We start from the raw sequence: 19,076 nt of genomic DNA, 5'->3' as shown, positions 1-19,076 counted from the left end.
CAGGGTGACACCCTGAGCACGGCAGAATCGCCCTGGTGAGCACCACTCTGCATGCGCGCGGCCTGGCCGCCGGACACGGTGAGCGGATCCTGTTCTCCGATCTCGACCTGATCCTCGCCCCGGGCGACGTGATCGGGCTGGTCGGCGTGAACGGCGCCGGGAAGTCCACCCTGCTGCGCATGCTCGCCGACGGCCGCGCCCCCGAGGGCGAGATCGTGCTCAGCCCGCCCGACGCCACCGTCGGCTACCTGGCCCAGGAGCCCGAACGAGTCGCGGGCGAGACCGTGCTCGAATTCCTGCGCCGCCGAACCGGTGTCGCCGCCGCCCAGCACACCATGGACGCGGCCGCCGAACGCCTCGCCGACGGCGGCGAGGACGAGTACTCCCCCGCCCTGGAACGCTGGCTCGCCCTCGGCGGCGCGGACCTCGAACAGCGCGCCGAGGAGGTCGCCGCCGATCTCGGCCTCGCCGGCAGCCTCTCGCACGGCCTGGACACCCCCATGACGGTCCTGTCGGGCGGTCAGGCCGCCCGCGCCGGCCTGGCCTCGGTCCTGTTGTCCCGCTTCGACATCCTGCTGCTCGACGAGCCCACCAATGATCTCGACCTGGACGGCCTGGCCCGCCTCGAACAGTTCGTGACCGGTGTCCGCGAACCGCTCATGGTGATCAGTCACGATCGGGAGTTCCTGGCCCGCACCGTGAATCGCATCGTGGAACTGGATCTGGCGCAGCAGCAGGTCGGCGTCTACGACGGCGGCTACGAGTCGTATCTGGAGGAACGCGCCATCGCCCGCCGCCACGCCCGCGAGGCCTACGACGAATTCGCCGACACCAAGGCGGGTTTGGAAGCGCGCGCCACCATGCAGCGCAACTGGATGGAACACGGCGTCCGCAATGCCCGCCGCAAATCGAAGCAGGACTCCGACAAGATGGGCCGCAAGGCCCGCGCCGAATCCACCGAGAAGCAGGCCGCCAAGGTCAAGCAGACCCTCAAGCGCATCGAACGCCTGGACGCGGTGGAGGAGCCGCGCAAGGAGTGGGACCTGCGCATGTCCATCGCCGCCGCCCCGCGCAGCGGTTCGGTGGTGGCCACCCTCTCGGGCGCGACCCTGTCCCGCGGCGACTTCACGCTGGGACCCGTGACGGTGCAGGTCGATTGGAGCGACCGCATCGTCCTCACCGGCGCGAACGGCTCCGGCAAGTCCACCCTGTTGTCCCTGCTGCTGGGAAAGACGAAGCCGGACACCGGATCCGCCGCTCTCGGCTCGGGCGTCGCCATCGGCGAGGTCGATCAGGCACGCGGATTGTTCCGCGGCACAGCGACTCTCGCCGACACCTTCAGCGCCGAGGTCCCCGACTGGAACGAATCCGACGTCCGCACCCTGCTCGCGAAATTCGGCCTCCGCGGCCCCCATGTGGTGCGCCCCAACGACACCCTTTCCCCCGGTGAACGCACCCGCGCCGCCCTGGCCCTCCTACAGGCACGCGGCGTCAACCTCCTCGTCCTGGACGAGCCCACCAACCACCTGGACCTCCCCGCCATCGAACAACTGGAGCAAGCCGTCGACTCCTTCGAGGGCACAGTCCTTCTGGTCACCCACGACCGCCGCATGCTCGACAACGTCCGCACCACCCGCCGCTGGCACCTGAACGCCGGCACCCTCACCGAGACCTGATCGCCGAGTGGCACACCAGCGCGGGAGATTCGGACAAATCCCCTCGCTGGTGTGCCACTCGACGGGGGTTAGACGGCGGCGACCAGTTTGGCGAGGTTGTCGGCGAGGTTGTGGGCTTGGGTTTGGTCGGTGGCTTCGACCATTACGCGGACTAGTTGTTCGGTTCCGCTGGGGCGCAGGAGGATTCGGCCGGTGTCGCCCAGGAGGCGTTCGGCTTCGGCTACGGCGGCCAGGACCGAGGGGGCGACGGCGACGGCGGCCTTGTCGGAGACCGGGACGTTCAGCAGGACCTGCGGGACCGTGTGCACGATGCTCGCCAATTCGGCCAGGCTGCGGCCGGTTTCGGCCATGCGGGCCATGAGTTTCAGGCCGGTCAGGACGCCGTCGCCGGTGGTGCCGTACTTCGGGAAGACGACGTGCCCGGACTGTTCCCCGCCCAGGGTGTAGCCGCCCGCGCGCAGATCCTCGAGGACGTAGCGGTCGCCGACGGCGGTGGTGCGCATGGTGATTCCGGCGTCGCGCATGGCGATGTGCAGGCCGAGGTTGCTCATGACGGTGGCGACGAGGGTGTTGGCGGCCAGCTCGCCGGAGTCGCGCATGGCGACGGCGAGGACCGCCATGATGGCGTCGCCGTCGACCACCGCGCCGGTGGCGTCCACGGCCAGGCAACGGTCGGCGTCACCGTCGTGGGCGAGGCCCAGATCGGCACGGTGCTCGCGGACGGCGGCCTGCACCTGCTCCAGATGCGTGGAGCCGCAGCCGTCGTTGATGTTCAGGCCGTCGGGTTCGGCATTGATGGCGATGACGGTCGCGCCCGCCTCGCGGTAGGCGGTCGGCCCGACCTCGGAGGCCGCGCCGTGCGCGCAGTCCACCACCACGGTCAGCCCGCGCAGATCGCGCCCGGTGGCCTGGACCAGGTGTTCGACATATCGCTCGTGGGTGCCTTCGAGGCTGTAGCTGTCGTACACGTCGTAGACGTGCCCGCCGAGCCCGGGACGGCCCAGCACGCGCCCGATCGCCGCACCGGTGGGCCGGTGGAACGAGCCCTCGGCGATGAGCGCCTCGATGCGGTCCTCGACGGCGTCGTCGAGCTTGTGCCCGCCCGCGGCGAAGATCTTGATGCCGTTGTCCGGCATGGGATTGTGCGAGGCGGAGATCATGACACCCAGGCAGGCGTCGTAGAGGCCGGTCAGGTAGGCGACGGCGGGCGTCGGCAGCACGCCGACCGACAGCACGTCCACACCTGCGGCGGTCAGGCCCGCGGTCACGGCGGCCTCGAGCATCTCACCGCTGGCGCGAGGGTCGCGGCCGACCACGGCCACGGCGCGCTTCTTGCCACGGCTCAGAACCTGAGCCGCGGCCGCGGAAACCTGCAGCGCCAGTTCCGGACTCAACGATCCGTTGGCCAGCCCACGCACACCATCGGTGCCGAACAAACGTCCCATTACCTCAACACCCCTGCCGTTTTCCGGTCGATACAGCACGAGAGCAGGCTTCCCGTCCTCTCCTGGGCTCTCGCCCTCCGCCGCGTTCCGCGGCGGAGGGCGTCCAGGAAAACAAAGGCAACAGTTGCGAAAACCGTTGTCGGGAGCCTGCTCTCGTACAGGTTGCCGTATAGACGGTACCGTGCCCGACCCTCGAAAAGGCCGGGCACGGTAGAGCCGTACGGCGCACAGTGCTTGCTGCAGTGATCAGCGCTTCGAGTACTGAGGCGCCTTGCGGGCCTTCTTGAGGCCGTACTTCTTACGCTCGGTGGCACGCGGGTCACGGGTCAGGAAGCCGGCACGCTTGAGGGCGGGACGATCCTCCGGGGTGACCTCGATCAGGGCACGCGCGATGGCGAGGCGCAGGGCGCCGGCCTGACCGGACGGGCCGCCGCCGACCAGGCGGGCGTGGATGTCGAAGGTCTCGGTGCGCTCGACCGTGACCAGCGGGGACTTCACCAGCTGCTGGTGCACCTTGTTCGGGAAGTAATCCTCGATGGTGCGGCCGTTGAGCACGAAGTTGCCGGAACCCGGCACCAGGCGCACGCGAACGACGGCTTCCTTACGGCGGCCGACGGTCTGGACCGGACGGTCGATGACGACCGGAGCGGCGGCGTAGGAGGTGTACTCGGCCTCGGCCTCGTAACCGTCACCCTCCTCGACGACCTCCACAGCGGTGTCTTCCACGACGTAGTCGTCGTTGAATTCTTCGGGAGCGGTCACTGGGCCACCTGCTTGATCTCGAAGGGGATGGGCTGCTGGGCGGCGTGCGGGTGGTTGGGGCCCGCGTAGACCTTCAGCTTGCGAATGATCTGGTTGCCCAGCTTGTTCTTCGGGATCATGCCCTTGACGGCACGCTCGACCAGACGGTCGGGGCGGGTGTCCAGGATCTGGCCCACGGTACGGCCCTTCAGACCACCCGGGTGACCGGAGTGGGTGTAGAGGACCTTGTCGTCGCGCTTGTTGCCCGAGACGGCGACCTTGTCGGCATTGATGATGATGACGAAATCGCCACCATCGACGTTCGGCGCGTAGGTCGGCTTGGTCTTGCCGCGCAGCAGGTTCGCAGCCTGCACGGAAAGACGGCCGAGCACTACGTCAGTGGCGTCGATGACGTACCACTTGCGGGTCACGTCACCGCCCTTGGGGCTGTACGTAGGCACAGTGCATCCCTTGTCTGTCGTAGGTGTTGCCAGCCAAGCGTGTGGTCGAGCTGATCCCGGCGGCCTGGCGGAGACCCGGGGCTCGTGCGACAACCGGTTGCCCGGCCGTACCGCACGCCAACCGAGCACGATACTCCCCCGCCTCCCCGAGCCTTCAGCGGGGGACCAAGAGCCGTCGATCGTCCCGCATCCGAAACGGCGGTTGAGTGCCGAACCGACCTTGGGCGTACCCGGGGAGTTACCCACCACGGTACGAAACCAGTGGCCCGGTCACGATCGGACTCCATCGATGTAAGCGGAATAACAACCTCCGCTACTGCGTTTACCCTCGAGAATTGGGGTACCGCTAGAGCCCTCGATCAGTCGCTTGCCAATGGAGGCCGCCATGGCGATCAACGTGCATCCGAGCCACCCGCGCGCCCGGTCGATGCGCTGGATTCTGCTCACCGTGGTGACGGGCAGTCTGGTGTTCCTGGTGCCGTGGATCGGGTATCTGTCGGTGAGCTTGCCGTCGGAGCGGCAGGTGGACTCGTGGGATATCGCCTGGGTGGGCTTCGACTTCGCGTTGGCGGCCGGGATCGGCATGACGGCGTGGAACGCGTGGCGGCGGCGACAGGTTTTCATTCCGTGGGCGATGATCACCGGCACCCTGCTGGTCTGCGACGCCTGGTTCGACATCGTGCTCGACTGGAACAGCCCGGATCTGTGGTTCGCGGTGCTGTCGGCCGGGATCGGCGAGCTGCCGCTGGCGGCACTGCTGTTCTATGCCTCGTGGCGGGTGCTGCGGCTCACCATCGAGCGCGCCTGGGCGATGACCGGACATACCGGACCCGCGCCGCGCCTGTCCCGCATCCAACTGGGCGTGACGACGGGGTGGCAACTGCCCGGCGGCCTCGCCGCGGACGGCTCCGCGGCGCGGGCGGGGTCAGATGTGCAGGGGCGGACCGGGATCGATGCCCCGTACGGGTCCCGGAACGGTGTAGCGCAGCGTGTCGATGCCGAAGCGTAGGCAGTCCAGATTCGGCCGGCTGTCGACCGTGGCGATGCCGGCGTGCGGCAGGCCCGACACGAACGGAGTCACCGCGCAGGATTGATCGACCGGGCGCAGCGCACCGGGCCCGGCCTGAATCACGGTGTCGGACAACGACGCCGCGCTGGTGCGGGCCGCGCCGTCGGAATGGACGCCCATGACCGACAGCGCCGCCGCGCCGATGATGATCGGCGCGCCGAAGGGCTTGCGCATCTTGTTCCAGAGCTTGCCCTTGCGCTGCTTACGATCGCCGTCGGAATCCGAATCCGACTGCGCTGCGGCATCTTCCGATGAGTGCGGATTCGGCTGACGCGCCCCCGTGGACATCGACCCACCGTACATCGCGCCGGGCTGACCAGGAGCGTTTCCGCCGGATCCAGCAAAACCTCCGCGACCCGAACCGGACGTATCCCCCTCGGGCCCATAGCCGCCCGGGCCGCCGGGAGCACCGTATCCGCCCTGACCGTAGCCGCCCTGGCCGCCATAACCACCGGCCGTGCCATAGCCTCCAGCCTGGCCGTACTGGCCACCGGTGCCCGGCTGCGCGCCGCCCGGACCGTACTGGCCGGCCCCGCCCGCCTCGGATCCCGGCGCGTTTGCCGGACCATAGCCCTGGCCCTGATATCCGGAAGGCCCAGCGCCCGGCTGAGATTGACCGGCCGGTCCGTACGAGACGCCCGGCCCGTACCCGCCGCCCTGGCCATAACCACCCTGCTGCCCGGCCGCACCATAACCCCCGGACTGCGGATATCCCCCGGGCTGACCACCCTGGCCCGGCTGGCCGCCCTGCCCCGACTGATTGCCTTGGTTCGGCTGACCGCCCTGGCCTGGCTGATTGCCTTGGTTCGGCTGACCGCCCTGGCCTGGCTGACCGCTCTGGTTCGACTGACCGCCCTGGGCGGACTGACCACCATGTCCTGACGGATTGCCCTGGTTCGGCTGGCCACCCTGCGGTGAGCCCGGTCCCGGCTGACTGTGTCCGCCCGGCTGTCCGGGCTGCTGTCCGGGCCCGTATGCCCCGGCACCGCCGACAGCGTCACGACCCACCACGGCCGTCATCTGATCATCGGCGGGCGACCCCGGCGGCCGCATGAACCGGCCGCCCACACCTTCCAGCCCCGGCGGCAGCATGCCGCGGCCTGTGTCCGGCCCGCCGCTCGACTCTCGCGAAGTCCCTTGTCCCGCATCACCACTCGCCTGCTGACCGCCGCCGGCCTCCTGCGAGCCCTGCGCGAAGATTCCCGCCTGCGCGGTCCCGGAGATACCGGCCTGGGCGCTGAGCCGCGCGATCTCCTCCGCCGTCATACGCTGCGTGAGTCCCGCCGGACCGGTCTGCGCGCCACCGGCGGGCGCGTCGGCCGCGCCGCGGGCACTCGCCGAGCCCTGAGAAGCGGCTTCCTGCGCGGTGATTCGCCGCGTCATCCCCTCGGCGGCCGGATCCACCAGGGCGTGCGAACCGGTACCGGAAGGACGGCCGCCCGCACCCAGGGCAGCGGCCTCTTCCGGACTGATCCGCCGGGTCTGCTCGGAGGGATCGACCGCGTCCTGTGCACCGGTCCCCGCCGTCGCGGCCACGCCGGACGAATCGATCGCCGGACCGCCGAACCCGGCGCTCGCATCGACCGGTCCCCCGGTCGCCTCCGAACCCGTTCCCGGCGTGGCGGATTCGGCCACCGGCGGTGAATCCATATGCCGGGGAACCAGTTCCGGCTGATGAGCCAGCGGTTCGGGCTGGCGTTGCAACGGCTGCCCCGGCGAAACGTGCCGCGGCCCCTGCTCGACCGGACGCGAATCCCCGCCCGGCTGTGCCGATCCGGAACCGCCCTGCGCGGCTCCCCCCGCACCCTGCGGCGGACGGTCGTAGACCGGATCACCCTCGCTGTCGGCGACGAGCAGATGCGTCGCACCCAGCACCAGCGCGTGCATGGGATGGTCGGCGACCTGGAAGCGGTGGCCGAGATGGTTCTGGAACGCCAGCCGCAACGCGTCGTTGAAACACACATTGCCGGTGAGCAGCACCGTGGAGGTGTCGGCATTGATGGCACGCGCCGCGGCCATCACCTCGATGACCACGTTGTCGGCGGCGCGGGCCTCGTGCAGCGCCTCGGCGGTGATGGCGACGCTGACCGATTCGGTGGGCTGCTCGTCATTGCCGTGCACGGCGACCACCAGGCATTCGCGGCCGTCGGAGTAGACGCCGACCGCGCCGACGCCGGGACCGCGACCGGGCGCGCGCACCAGGCCCAGCGCGCGCACATAGCCGGAGAGCGCCACCGATTCCGGCAGCGGCTCACCGGGCACGCCGAGTTGCTCGACCAGGCGGACGAATTCGTCCACCTTGGGGTCGGGCCATTCGTCGGGGAAGGGCAGCGCCACCACATCGGGCGGGCCGCCGAGGCGTTCGACAATGGCGGCCAGCGGGTTGTGCAGCCGCGCCCGGAACACCAGTTCGGCCGGCCAGGTGGCCCCGGCCACCACGATCTGCGGGTGGCCGATGATGTCGCGCACGTCGGAGATGGCGATGCCGACGTCGGGACGCCGGTCCACGCCCGCGGTGTGCAGCCGACCGGACGAATCCGCCAGCAGGTACGCGGGCGGTGTGTATGTGCCTTCGACCTGGACCGGGCGAATGGGAGCGCCGCCGCCACCGGCGGCCACCGACACCACGTCCCAGCCGAGATGCACTGCACCAACTCGAGCCGTCACGTCCATCAGTCTGCCTGTTCGTCCCGCGGCATGCGCGACCGATTCATACTTCGCACCCCGGCCTGGGCGAATCCCAGATCACGCCGCCGACTTCCGCAGGCGCAGACGCGACCACGTGAACAGGGCGAGCAGCACGGCGATCGCGGCCAGCACGGACACGTCCAACGACCACGCGGCGACCGTGTGCTTCCAGAAATGGTCCTTCTGCGCCGCGTCGGAGGCAGACAGCTCGGGCAGGTTCACCGTGGACGCGCCCGCGGAGTAACCCCATCGGGACGGGAACAGCCAGGAAATCTGGTCCAGCACAACGCGACCCGTGACCGGGATCATGCCGCCCGCCATCACCAGCTGCGCCATGATGATCACCACCAGCAGCGGCATCACCTGCTCGTTGGAGCGGGCCAGCGCCGACAGCGCCAACCCCAGCACCACGCAGGTCACCGCCGTGAGCGCGACATCGAGGTACAGCTCGACGGTGCCGATGGGGATCACCGAGCCCTTGCTGGGCGGTTTCTTCACCGCCAGCACGATGCCGACCATCACCGCCGATTGCAGCAGCGCCGCGAGGCTGAACACCACGATCTTGGACATCAGGTATGCGCCGGACCGCAATCCGACGGCTCGCTCGCGGTGGTAGATGGCCCGTTCGCCCACCAGATCACGCACGGTGAGCGTGGCGCCCATGAAGCAGGCGCCGAGGATCAGCACCACCAGCAGCTGTTGTGCCTCACCGTTGTTGGCGCGCACGAAGCTGCCGTCGGGGGTCTGCACGAAGCCGACGGATTCGAAGCCGCTCTTGCCCTGCACCACCAGCGACAGCCCGCCCAACACGAACGGCAGGATGCCCAGGAACGCGAGATAGCCGCGGTCGGCGAAGATGAGCCGCAGCTGCCGGCGCGCCAGGGTCGAGAACTGTTTGAGCGGACTGGATTTCGGCGCCTTGGCCCGCTCGACCGGCTGCACCTGCGCGGGCGGTTCCGCGAACGCCTGGCGGGAACGGAAATTCGCGAAGGCGCGATCCGGGTCGGCGGCGACCCGCCCGAAGATCTCGGCCCAGTCGCTGGTCCCCATGACCGGCCCGACGCTGCCCGGATGCCCGCAGAACGCGGTCTTGCCGCCGGGCGCGAGCAGCAGCACCTGATCGCACATGTCCAGGCAGGCCACCGAGTGGGTGACCACGATGACGGTGCGCCCGGCGTCGGCCAGCTCCCGCAGCATGGTCATGACCTGCCGGTCCAGCGCCGGATCCAGGCCCGAGGTCGGCTCGTCGAGGATCAGCAGCGAGGGACCGGTGAGCAGTTCCATGGCCACCGAGGCGCGCTTGCGCTGACCGCCGGAGAGCCGGTCCACCCGGGTGTCGGCGTGCTGGGTGAGCGAAAGCTCTTCCAGCACATCGGAGATCACCTGTTTGCGGTCGGCCTTGCTGGTATCCGGGGGCAGGCGCAGTTGGGCGGCGAAGTTGAGCGCCTGCTTGACGGTCAGCTGCCGGTGCAGCACATCGTCCTGCGGCACCATGCCGATGCGGGAGCGCAGCGCCTCGTATTCGGCGTGCAGGTCGCGGCCCTCGAAGGTGACCACACCCGCGGACGGATGCGTCGTTCCCGCAATGAGTTTCGACAGCGTCGACTTGCCGGCGCCCGACGGGCCGATGAGCGCGGTCAGCGACCCACGCCCGGCCTGCATGTTCACATCGACCAGCAGTTGCTTGTTGCCCTCGACGGTGAACGAGACGCCGTGCACGTGCAGGCCCTGTTCGGCGACCGGCCGCTGCCGGTGCACCAGGGTGCCCTCCTGCACCACGAAGTCGACATTGCCGATGGTGACGATGTCGCGCTCGCGCAGCAGCGCCCGCTGTTCGCGGCGGCCGTTGACGAAGGTGCCGTTGGCCGAGCCCAGATCCTCGATGGCCAGGCCCTGCCGGTCCGGGACCAGGCGCGCGTGCTTGCGCGAGGCCATCGGATCGTTGACCACGATCTGGTTGTCGCTGGTGCGGCCGATATCCAGGCCGGACTGCGGAATCCGGTCGGCGCGCGCGATGGCCGCGGTGGAGGCGCGCGCCCGGATCGGCGGCAGCGCGGAGGTGTCGGCCTTGGTGGTCATGTTGATGGCGTCGCCACCCGGGGGCGGCGTATTGACCGGCGGGCGCGGCACATTCGGGGTCGGCGGGGTGCCGGACTGCGGATTCGGCCGGTGCGGCACGGGATTCGGCTGCTGATGCAGCGGCCCCGACTGCGGCCGGTTCACGTTCGGCCGCTGCGCCGCACGAGGTCCCGCGTGCGCCGCGTTGGGACCCTGCTGCGCGTTCGGACCCTGCTGCGCGTTCGGACTCTGCTGCTGCCAAGCCTGCTGCTGCGGATTCGGCCGCTGCGGTGTCGGCGGCCGCTGCGGATAGTGCTGCTGCCCCTGCGGTCCGCGCTGCTGCCCGACCTGCGGCTGCTGTCCGACCTGCGGCTGCGGCCGCGACGGCGGCCGGTTCGGCGGCGGCATCATGCTGCCGTGCGACCCGGCCCCCGGCCCGCCCTGCTGCGCCCCCGAACCACCGTGCGGCGCGCCCCCGCGGGCGGTCTGCGGCGCCAGATGCAGCAGCGGCCCGCTGATGGCATCCCCGAGCCGCACCTGCGTGGGCCGGTTGATGACCAGCGGCGTGGTCAGCCGCCGCGCGTCCACGAAAACGCCGTTGGTGCTGCCGTTGTCGGTCAGCATCCACGATCCGGCCTCGTAGCTGAGGGTGGCGTGCACGCGCGAGACCAGCGGACTGTCGACGAACAGCGTCACCTCCGGCGCCCGGCCCATGGTGATCTGCTGGGTCGCGTCGAAGACCCGCTCGGTTCCTTCATGACGCACGGTGATCTGCTGCGCCCCCGGTGAAGACATGGCTGGATAATAAGCGAAGCGCCCGGAGTCCGGCGTTGCGCTTTCGGGCAGCGAACCCGATACCGGGACAGGGAAACGATCGGCCTGCGAGGAGTGTCAGTGGCGGAACGCCAGCGGGAGGCGGTGCGCACGCGCCGGTTCGGGGGGATGCGCCGCCTGTTCGTGGTTGCCGGGGTGCTGGTGGTCGCGGTCGCGCTCGTGTCCGGATGTACACGAACTGTTCACGGTCATGCGGTGTCCATCTACGACGACCCGTTCGAGGTGGCCGGACTGCCCACCACGAGCGGACCCAACGGCCCGCGCCCGGGCGTCCCCGATGCCACGCTGACCGCCCAGAATTCCGACAACGGCCCGATAGATCACCTGGTGCTGAACGCGCTCGACGATATCCAGACCTATTGGCAGACCGAGTTCCCCGCCGAATTCGGCGGCGCCTTCGCCCCGATCGACAAGTTCACCTCCTGGAGCGCCAAGACGCCGCGCTCGCAGGCCGGGCAGTTCTGCGGGGAGTCCAGCTATCGCCTGGTCAACGCCGCCTACTGCCGGTTGGACGGTTCGATCGGCTGGGATCGGGGCGTGCTGTTGCCCGCGGTGGCCGACGAGTTCGGCAAGATGTCGGTGGTGATGGTGCTGGCCCACGAGTACGGGCACGCCATTCAGGAGATGGCCAAGATCGTCGGCCGCAAGACCCCGACCATCGTCAAGGAGCAGCAGGCCGATTGCTTCGCGGGCGCGTTCATCCGGAATGTGGCCGAGGGCAAGGCCAAACACTTCACCATCAACACCTCCGACGGCCTCAATCAGGTACTGGCCGCGACGGTCGCCTTCCGCGACGCCGACCCGGACGATCCGCAGAGCGTGCACGGATCCGCGTTCGAGCGGGTGACGGCGGTGCAGATCGGATTCACCGACGGCCCCAAGGGCTGTAAAGGCATCGACCAGAACGAGATCGACCGCCGGCGCGGCAATCTGCCGCAGAGTCTCAACGGCGATTCCCAGCACGGGCAAACCGATGTCACCCAGGCCACCCTGCAGGAGATGGCCAAGGCGATGGCCGCCATCATGCCGATCCCGGACGAGCCCAAGTACGGGTACGAGACCGCGAAGCTGAACTGCCGCAACGGCGCCGACACCGCGCCGGTGACCTACTGCCCGGCCACCAACCTGATCGGCACCGACGTCCCGGCCCTGCACGATCGCGGCGTCTCCAACGCCGACGATCAGGATGCTTTGCCCGCCAACGTGACCGGCGATTTCACCGCCTACATCGTGTTCATCTCGCGCTACACCCTGGCGGTGCAGCACGCGGCCGGGCAGGCGTTGAAGGGCGCGAAGACGGGTTTGCGCGCGGCCTGCCTGTCGGGGGTCATCTCCGCGAAGCTGGCCGACCCCAGCCGCAGTAAGGCGCAGGGCGATATCACCTTGTCCGCGGGCGATCTCGACGAAGCGGTCTCGGGCCTGCTCACCGACGGTCTGGCCGCCAGCGACACCGACGGCAACACGGTGCCCAGCGGCTTCTCCCGCGTGGACGCCTTCCGGGCGGGCGTGCTGGGTGACCAGACCACCTGCACGTCCAGGTATTCGTAACCGGGCCAGTGGAATTCGTGGTTCAGCCGAACGGCGGTGGCGCGACCGGTTCCAGCCGCAGCACCCGGTTGCCCAGCATGATCTCGGTCCCCACCAGCAGGGTGAACGGCTGATTCGGCGCCAGCCGGACCCAATCCCGGTAACCGGGCGGGCGGACGCGGGTGCCGTTGGTGGAGCCGCGGTCGACGAGGGTGATATCCCAGTTCACCAACCGCAGTTCGGCGTGCGCGCGGGACATCCCGCCGGAGTTGTCGTCGATGCGCAAGGGCGCCAAGCCCGTTCGCGCCGCCTCGGAATGCTCGGGATCGCGCCCGACCACGGCGTCGGCGACCACCATGTAGGTCATGCCGTCGTCGAGGATCAGCATGCCCAGCGGCGGCCGGATCACCTCCGCCACCTGCTGGGTCTGATCCACCGGCATACCGCACACGGTGCAGAAGGCGGACCGCGGATCGCTGGGATGCGCACGCGCGCACTTGAATCCGAGCACCTTCACGGTGAGGGCATTGGCCTTGGCGGTCTGCTCGAGGCGGCGCTGCAGATCCGGGTCCGGTTTGGGTGCGGGATTGGTGCCGCTGGTCTCGCTCGGACCGGCCGCCTCGGTGAGCGCGTGATGCAGATCCGGGGACGGCGCGTCGATGCCCTCGGTGACCGGGTCTGTCGACCCGATCGCCGGGACCGCGCCGGCGGGCAGCCGGTTGGAGGTGCGCGTCGGAATCAGGTTGGGGTCCAGGGCGATCGGGTCGAGGTCCCGATGCCGACCCGAGGAGCGCCCGGCCTGACGTTCGGAGCCGACCTCGTGTTCTGAGCCGACCTCGCGATTGAAGCCGACCTCTCGATTCGAACCGGCCTCGCGGTCGGAGTCGAAGGCTGCGGTCGGCGGCGGGATCTCCGCACGCCGGCGCGGCACCGCCCGCAGCGCCTGTCGCGACAGCACCGGCGCGCCCTCGAACCACACCACAGCACCGGACGCGAGCGCGATTCCCTCGATGAGCGAGCCGATTCCGCGCTCGGGTAGCTCCGGCGGCCGGCGGCGGTTGTCGTCGATGAACAGCGCGGCCGCCCGCGCGGGCGGTTCGGCCACCCGGTCCACGGTGAACGCGGCGTCACTGCCCCGGTAGTACTCGGTCACGGCGCCCGCGAGCACGGCCGTGACCGAGCCGTGCAGGAAGATGGCGAGGCCGCCGGTGTCGGCGGCGCCGAGGATGCCGAATTCGATGGGTTCGCCGGGTGAGATGCGTTCGGCCTCTCGCATGAGCCAGCGGGTGGCCTGCCGCGCCACCAGGCGCCCGGGCCCGGCGGGATCCAGTTCGGTGGCCTCGGCGACCAGTTCGCCCAGGGCGCGCGCCGCGATCACGGCCCGCGAGTCCGGTCCCGGTTTCCCGCGTTCGCGATGCGCGACCAGGATGACGGCACCCGCCGTCCGGGTCAGCACATGGTCGCCCGCGATCACCTCGACCTGCCGATCCATCACGGGAACCGGCCCCCGGGGACTACGCGGCTCGGGATGTTCAGCACGCAACCAGGTTACGTGGGTGGGTAAGCTCCGGCTTGCACCGCGGCCACCGCTAGATACCCAGGAGTTTGTTTCATGGCTCTCAGCCCAGGCACCATCGTGGGTGGCTACCGGGTGGAGCGGGTCCTGGGCTCCGGCGGGATGGGCACCGTCTACCTCGCCAAGCACCCGCAGTTGCCGCGCATGGACGCCCTCAAGGTGCTGTCGGTGGACCTCACCACCAACGAGGAGTTCCGGGGCCGCTTCGAACGCGAGGCGAATGTGGTTGCGGGCATGGACCACCCGAACATCGTCGCCGTGCACAATCGCGGCGAGGAGAACGGGCAGCTGTGGATCGCCATGCAGTATGTCGAGGGCACCGACGCCTCGGCCGAGCTCAAGCGCGATCCGGCCGCCATGTCGCCGCTGCGCGCGCTGTCCATCGTCACCCAGATCGGCCGCGGCCTGGACTACGCGCACCGCCGCGGCCTGCTGCACCGGGACGTGAAGCCCGCCAACTTCCTGCTCTCCACCGTCGCCGGCGAGGACGAGCGCGCGCTGCTGGCCGACTTCGGTGTCGCCAAGTCCGCCGAGGACACCGTCGAGCTCACCCAGACCGGCAGTTTCGTCGCCACCATCGCCTATGCCCCGCCGGAACAGCTGTCCGGGCAGCCGCTGGACCACCGGGCCGACATCTACAGCCTCGGCTGCGCCTTCTTCAAGCTGCTGACCGGCCGGAACCCTTATCCCGCAACGCAACCGGCGTTGGTGATGATGGGCCATCTGCACGAGCCGCCGCCGCGCGCCACCGACGTGAACCCGCACCTGCCGGCCGCGCTGGACCAGGTGTTCGCGAAGGTGATGGCCAAGCAGCCGGCCGACCGCTTCAACTCCTGCCGCGAGTTCACCGAGGCGGCGACGGCCGCGCTGGTGCCCGGCTACAACCCGGTGTCCACCACCACCTCACCCACCTACCCCATCCAGGTCGCCCCGCCCGGCATGCTGCCGCGCTACGGCGAAACCCACAGCGGTCCAGCAGCTTCCGCGTCGGAGCCCACCGAGGTGAGCGCTCGCCCGGCCAAGCGCACCCGCGTCTATCTCGCGATCGGCGCGGCGGTGGTCGCGGTGGCGCTCGCGGTCGGCATCGGCATCGTGGCCTCCGGCGGCAAGCACACCGACAGCGCCGCAACGACTTCCGCGAATCTTCCGACGTCCGCCGGCGCGGCCGACGCCAACCTGAGCCCGGTGGACAAGGCGCGCAAGGACAATCCCGCTTTCCAGGGCAAGACCGTCACCATGGTCGATGTCACCGGCGCGCAATTCAACACCAAATACAGCATCTATCTGGCGGGCTCGCAGCAGGCGGCGTTCCTCGAGAGCCTCGGATTCGTCTACAACTCGCAATACCAGCCCGCCGGCGGCGAAACCTCGCCCCGGCCTGCCGACGGCTGGGGCTCGCTCACGGTGCCCGACAACTCCTACATCGTCGCGGTGCGCAGCGACGAGAAGGCGGGCGGCGGCGGGCTGCTCGGGCTGCCCAGTGAGATCACCAGTTCGCGGGCCATCGTCATTCCGCTCGACGACGCCGCCGCCGTCGCCGCGGTCCGCAACTGGACCCCCGACTCGACCCAGACCCTGGTGAACAAGCTGGTCCCGGTGCTGCACACCAGGGTCAGGTAGGGTGCGCGGGACCATGCACATCCTGGGGGATTCGATGCGCACACTCGCACGCGCGGGCGTGTCCGCGCTGGTCGCGGTCGCGCTGGCCGCCACCGCCGGCTGCGGCTCGGACGCCGGGCCCGCGCCGGCGCAGCCCGCCGAACCCGCGGTCGATCTGGCCAAGCTCGACACCGGCAATCTGCCGACCCAGCCCAAGCAGTACGGCAAGGCGGTCAATCTCGATCAGGCGAGGCTGCTCGAGGCCGAACGGCTGGCCGACTATCTGCCGCTGCCCGCGGAGATCGAACCCGAGGTGAAATACGCGGCCAATCCGTGGAATTCGGCGGTGCGGCCCTTCATCGACTTCGGTTCCGCGGCCATGAAACCGCGGATGTCGGCCGACGCGGCCGCCATGAACGCCGCCGCCACCGGGTTCGTATCGGGCTATCTGATCGCTGGAATGTCGGACTCGGAGCCGAACCTGGCCTACGAACTCGAGAACGTCGTGCTCATGTTCACCGACGAGAACGCCGCCCGGGCCGCCGCCCCCGCCCTCGGGCAGGCTGATCTGAGTGCCGCCCCCGAGCATCGGCGGGTGACGATCGACCGGTATCCGGACGCGTTCGCCTATGTCACCGACGACGCCGACCACTACTCGGCCGGGTACCTGCAATCCTGGTACGCCACCGGCAGATACGTCGTCTACACGCGGGTCGTAGACAATGTGATGGACGCCCTGCAAACCCGGGACCTGCCGAAACTGGTCACCCACGTGCAGCACAGCATCGAGGCAATCGCCCCCGCTGTCGCGAAATTCCCTGCCACACCGCAGGATCGGCTCACCGACCTGCCGGTCGACCCGGACCAGATGATCAGCCGGGCCCTGCCCACCATCGTCGACGATCCCTCCGAGGCGGGCATCCCGGGCGCGTACGACCGCCACGGCGGCTTACAGCTGGTGCAGGGCGAGGACGAGGTCAAGCTGTTCGAGGACGCGGGGGTAGACCGCATCGCCTGGAAGGGCGACTACCTGTTCCGCGCCCGCGATGCCGCCGGGGCCGCGCTCATCGTCGCGAACCACAGCCGGCTGAGCCGGACCTACGTGCCGGTCGAATCGCCGACGAATCTGCCGAACGCGGTATGCCGCAAGTACACCGGACCGAGAGCCGGTGCAATACCCTACTACTGCTTCGTCCGGCACGACCGCTATGCCGCCGAGGCATCCGCGAGCCAGCTGCTGGACGCCCAGCAGCGCATATCCGCCCAGTACGCGATCCTGGTCAACGCGCGATGACGGCCCGGAGTATCCGCATGCGGTCACGACGAAACCGATTGGCGGTCATGGCATTCGCCATCCTGGCCGCCGTGCCCGGCTGCGGCAGCCGGGTCGACGGCTCCGCGCACCCCGCCGAAATCGATGTCCGCACACTGGATGTCGGCAACTACACGACCGACCCGCTGGAAACCCGTTTCCACTACAGCCCGTCCCTGCACGACGGGCTGCTGCTCGCCGAGATGCGGCTCGACGGACAGCTGGTGACCGGACCGGAGATCGACCCGCGCCTGAAATACGGCACCGGAGCGAAGAGTTTCGACACCCCCGCGGACGCCGCACAGATCCTGACGGCGACCTCGGAACCGGTGCTGGCCGCCGCCGGCATGCTGTTCGGCGTCGGCACCGCCAACGCGGACCAGCCCAGACCGGATTACGGCGAGGTGCCGCCGGGCAGCACTCGCACCCGCACCATCGTCATGCAGTTCCCGGACGCGGCCGCGGCGACCCGGGCGGCCGCCGACCTCGAACGCGCCGACTTCCAGGTGGCGGCCGACGCCAACAAACCGGTGTCTCTGCCGAAATACCCTGATGCCCATACGCATTGGCGTCCCGAGGTGCCCGCCATGGGTTCGTTCCTCGCGCGCGGCGCGTATGTCGTCTATGCCACGGTGGCGGTGAAGGATCCCGATGCCGCGCAGCTGACCGAACTCGTCCAGAAGGTCTACGACGCCCAGACGCCACTGCTGGACGCGCTGCCGCCACTGGACCGCGAAGGCATCCTGCGCCAGCCCTGGGATCCCGCCGGCCTGCTGCGACAGTCGTTGAACCCCAACGGGTTCGGCATGCCGGACTTCACCAGCGAATTCGCGTCCGGACCGCGCGGCTTTCTGCATCGCATCGGCGATCAGGACCATTGGCGGCGCGTGCTGTCCGACAGCAAGGTCGATGCCTTCGCCCTCAGCGGCTCCGCCTACGAGGGCGCGACCATGATGTTCCGGGCCGCCGACCCGCAGACCGCGCACACGCTGTGGTCCACCATCCTCGAACCCGCCTTCCCGGGCGCAGTGGACGCCCCGCCGAAGGTCCCCGGCGCCCGCTGCGGGGAGGGCCAGTCCGACACCCTCACCGATAAGCACCGTTACCGGTGCGCTATCACCTATCGCCGTTTCGTGGCGACCGTGGACTCCGATCAACTGGCCGACGCCTATCAGCGGGCCGCGGCCCAGTACGCCCTGTTGGCGAACAGCACCTGGTGAGAGGTTTGTGAGGTTCCTCTCGCGTGGAGGTTGTCACGCGTTTGCTGATTGCACTGGTCAGCGGCACCGATCCTTGGATAGTGTGCTGACGAATAGCTGTCACAGGGGTGGAACCGCATGGCGGTGGCCTACGTCTAATCACTGCGAACAGGTCGTCCGCCCGCGAATCGAAAGGAGGCACCGTGGCCGGTGCATTCGAAGCCAGTAACGATCTCATTCAGGCCAAGGCCAAGGAGTTCCAGCAGACGCACGACATGCTGATGCACGCCATCGCGGATCTCAAGCGCGACGAGGACAGCATGGTCGCCGGGTCCAACTGGCGCGGCGGCGCCGCCGACGCGTTCAACGCGTTCATGCAGCGCTACTACTTCCAGGCCGACAAGCTCAACGACAAGTTGATGCACACCGCCGAGACCTTGATCAAGGTCGGCTCCAATTACGAGGAGCACGACAAGGACTACCAGTCCAAGGTCAACGCGCAGATCTCCAGCCTCGACCTCCCGGCCGTCTGACCGACCCCGGCTTCCCTCTTTTCGGACCTTTGGCAAAGGAATTCACCATGGCAGCAGCAGACGGCCAGATCATCTCCGCCCATTTCGAAGGCGTCGCCGACGGCGCGAATTCGATCATTCGCCGCGCGGAGACCATTCGCGACCAGCTCGAGGCGTTCCACCGCAATGTCGAAGAGTTCGTGCAGAACAACTGGAAGGGTGACGCCAACGACGCGTTCGCCGATCTCCAGCGCATGTGGAACCAGCACGTTCTCCAGCTCAACACCACCCTCAACGGCGCCGCCACCCTGGTTCGCACCGGCAATGCCGAGCTCCAGGCCAAGGACACCGCCCTCGCGGGTCTGTTCTAAGGCACGGC

The 19,076-nt window shown here is 69.2% G+C and carries 14 protein-coding genes; 8 read left to right on the top strand and 6 right to left on the bottom strand.

Annotation, left to right across the window (positions count from 1 at the left end; genetic code table 11):
* Positions 1-35: 35 nt before the first annotated feature.
* Positions 36-1,676 (top strand): ABC-F family ATP-binding cassette domain-containing protein, encoded by a 1,641-nt coding sequence (locus tag D7D52_RS25680; RefSeq protein ID WP_120740348.1) that lies wholly within the window; start codon positions 36-38, stop codon positions 1,674-1,676.
* A 68-nt stretch (positions 1,677-1,744) separates the two neighbouring features.
* On the opposite strand, the gene glmM is transcribed toward D7D52_RS25680, so the two are convergent.
* The 3 genes from glmM to rplM all read right to left on the bottom strand — a co-directional run bounded on the left by glmM (position 1,745) and on the right by rplM (position 4,323).
* Entirely contained in the window at positions 1,745-3,121 is a 1,377-nt protein-coding gene (gene glmM, locus D7D52_RS25675; RefSeq protein ID WP_120740346.1) for a phosphoglucosamine mutase, read from the bottom strand.
* Between the two features lie 246 nt (positions 3,122-3,367).
* Positions 3,368-3,883, bottom strand: coding sequence for a 30S ribosomal protein S9 (gene rpsI, locus D7D52_RS25670; protein WP_120740344.1), 516 nt, complete (start codon positions 3,881-3,883; stop codon positions 3,368-3,370).
* The gene (gene rplM, locus D7D52_RS25665; protein ID WP_033086000.1) at positions 3,880-4,323 is read right to left on the bottom strand and encodes a 50S ribosomal protein L13; all 444 of its coding nucleotides are present in this window, start codon (positions 4,321-4,323) and stop codon (positions 3,880-3,882) included. Before rplM ends, rpsI begins: the two co-directional genes overlap by 4 nt.
* 385 nt (positions 4,324-4,708) lie before the next feature.
* On the opposite strand from rplM, the gene D7D52_RS25660 reads away from it, so the two are divergent.
* Complete coding sequence (locus D7D52_RS25660; RefSeq protein WP_162958536.1) at positions 4,709-5,332, top strand: hypothetical protein; 624 nt, start codon at positions 4,709-4,711, stop codon at positions 5,330-5,332.
* Here the strand turns inward: D7D52_RS25660 and D7D52_RS39455 are convergent.
* A complete protein-coding gene (locus tag D7D52_RS39455) occupies positions 5,249-8,059 on the bottom strand; it encodes a hypothetical protein (RefSeq protein ID WP_246023293.1) in 2,811 nt (936 codons plus the stop codon). The two genes, D7D52_RS25660 and D7D52_RS39455, sit on opposite strands and share 84 nt — an antisense overlap.
* 78 nt (positions 8,060-8,137) lie before the next feature.
* Complete coding sequence (locus D7D52_RS25650; protein ID WP_120740338.1) at positions 8,138-10,933, bottom strand: ATP-binding cassette domain-containing protein; 2,796 nt, start codon at positions 10,931-10,933, stop codon at positions 8,138-8,140.
* A gap of 147 nt (positions 10,934-11,080) precedes the next feature.
* Between D7D52_RS25650 and D7D52_RS25645 the strand changes: the two genes are divergently transcribed.
* Positions 11,081-12,520 carry a neutral zinc metallopeptidase gene (locus tag D7D52_RS25645; RefSeq protein WP_120744461.1) on the top strand — a complete coding sequence of 480 codons (1,440 nt, stop codon included), beginning with the start codon at positions 11,081-11,083 and terminating at the stop codon, positions 12,518-12,520.
* A 22-nt stretch (positions 12,521-12,542) separates the two neighbouring features.
* Here D7D52_RS25645 and D7D52_RS25640 read toward each other — a convergent pair whose 3' ends face one another.
* A complete protein-coding gene (locus D7D52_RS25640; RefSeq protein WP_120740336.1) occupies positions 12,543-13,991 on the bottom strand; it encodes an FHA domain-containing protein in 1,449 nt (482 codons plus the stop codon).
* Between the two features lie 120 nt (positions 13,992-14,111).
* Here D7D52_RS25640 and D7D52_RS25635 point away from each other — a divergent pair, with 120 nt between their 5' ends.
* From D7D52_RS25635 to D7D52_RS25615, 5 genes are all read left to right on the top strand, one after another.
* Entirely contained in the window at positions 14,112-15,695 is a 1,584-nt protein-coding gene (locus D7D52_RS25635; RefSeq protein ID WP_120740334.1) for a serine/threonine-protein kinase, read from the top strand.
* 34 nt (positions 15,696-15,729) lie between these two features.
* Positions 15,730-16,968, top strand: a complete 1,239-nt coding sequence (locus D7D52_RS25630; RefSeq protein WP_162958535.1) for a DUF7373 family lipoprotein — start codon at positions 15,730-15,732, stop codon at positions 16,966-16,968.
* Positions 16,969-17,015: 47 nt separating this feature from the next.
* Entirely contained in the window at positions 17,016-18,206 is a 1,191-nt protein-coding gene (locus D7D52_RS25625) for a DUF7373 family lipoprotein (protein WP_120740330.1), read from the top strand.
* A gap of 182 nt (positions 18,207-18,388) precedes the next feature.
* The gene (locus D7D52_RS25620) at positions 18,389-18,718 is read left to right on the top strand and encodes a WXG100 family type VII secretion target (protein ID WP_162958534.1); all 330 of its coding nucleotides are present in this window, start codon (positions 18,389-18,391) and stop codon (positions 18,716-18,718) included.
* Between the two features lie 47 nt (positions 18,719-18,765).
* Positions 18,766-19,068 (top strand): WXG100 family type VII secretion target, encoded by a 303-nt coding sequence (locus D7D52_RS25615; protein WP_120744460.1) that lies wholly within the window; start codon positions 18,766-18,768, stop codon positions 19,066-19,068.
* Positions 19,069-19,076 lie beyond the last annotated feature (8 nt).

The sequence above is a fragment of the Nocardia yunnanensis genome, from assembly GCF_003626895.1.
Lineage (GTDB): Bacteria > Actinomycetota > Actinomycetes > Mycobacteriales > Mycobacteriaceae > Nocardia > Nocardia yunnanensis.
Note: the sequence above shows the minus strand (reverse complement) of the source record. Positions and strands in the feature narration are given on the sequence as shown.

What these genes read in the sequence shown, in the direction of transcription:
- D7D52_RS25615 (WP_120744460.1), top strand. Translation starts at nt 18,766, where the DNA reads ATGGCAGCAGCAGACGGCCAGATCATCTCCGCCCATTTCGAAGGCGTC.
- D7D52_RS25645 (WP_120744461.1), top strand. Translation starts at nt 11,081, where the DNA reads ATGCGCCGCCTGTTCGTGGTTGCCGGGGTGCTGGTGGTCGCGGTCGCG.
- D7D52_RS25630 (WP_162958535.1), top strand. Translation starts at nt 15,730, where the DNA reads ATGCGCACACTCGCACGCGCGGGCGTGTCCGCGCTGGTCGCGGTCGCG.
- D7D52_RS25625 (WP_120740330.1), top strand. Translation starts at nt 17,016, where the DNA reads ATGGCATTCGCCATCCTGGCCGCCGTGCCCGGCTGCGGCAGCCGGGTC.
- D7D52_RS25640 (WP_120740336.1), bottom strand. Translation starts at nt 13,991, where the DNA reads ATGGATCGGCAGGTCGAGGTGATCGCGGGCGACCATGTGCTGACCCGG.
- D7D52_RS25660 (WP_162958536.1), top strand. Translation starts at nt 4,709, where the DNA reads ATGGCGATCAACGTGCATCCGAGCCACCCGCGCGCCCGGTCGATGCGC.
- D7D52_RS25650 (WP_120740338.1), bottom strand. Translation starts at nt 10,933, where the DNA reads ATGTCTTCACCGGGGGCGCAGCAGATCACCGTGCGTCATGAAGGAACC.
- glmM (WP_120740346.1), bottom strand. Translation starts at nt 3,121, where the DNA reads ATGGGACGTTTGTTCGGCACCGATGGTGTGCGTGGGCTGGCCAACGGA.
- D7D52_RS25635 (WP_120740334.1), top strand. Translation starts at nt 14,112, where the DNA reads ATGGCTCTCAGCCCAGGCACCATCGTGGGTGGCTACCGGGTGGAGCGG.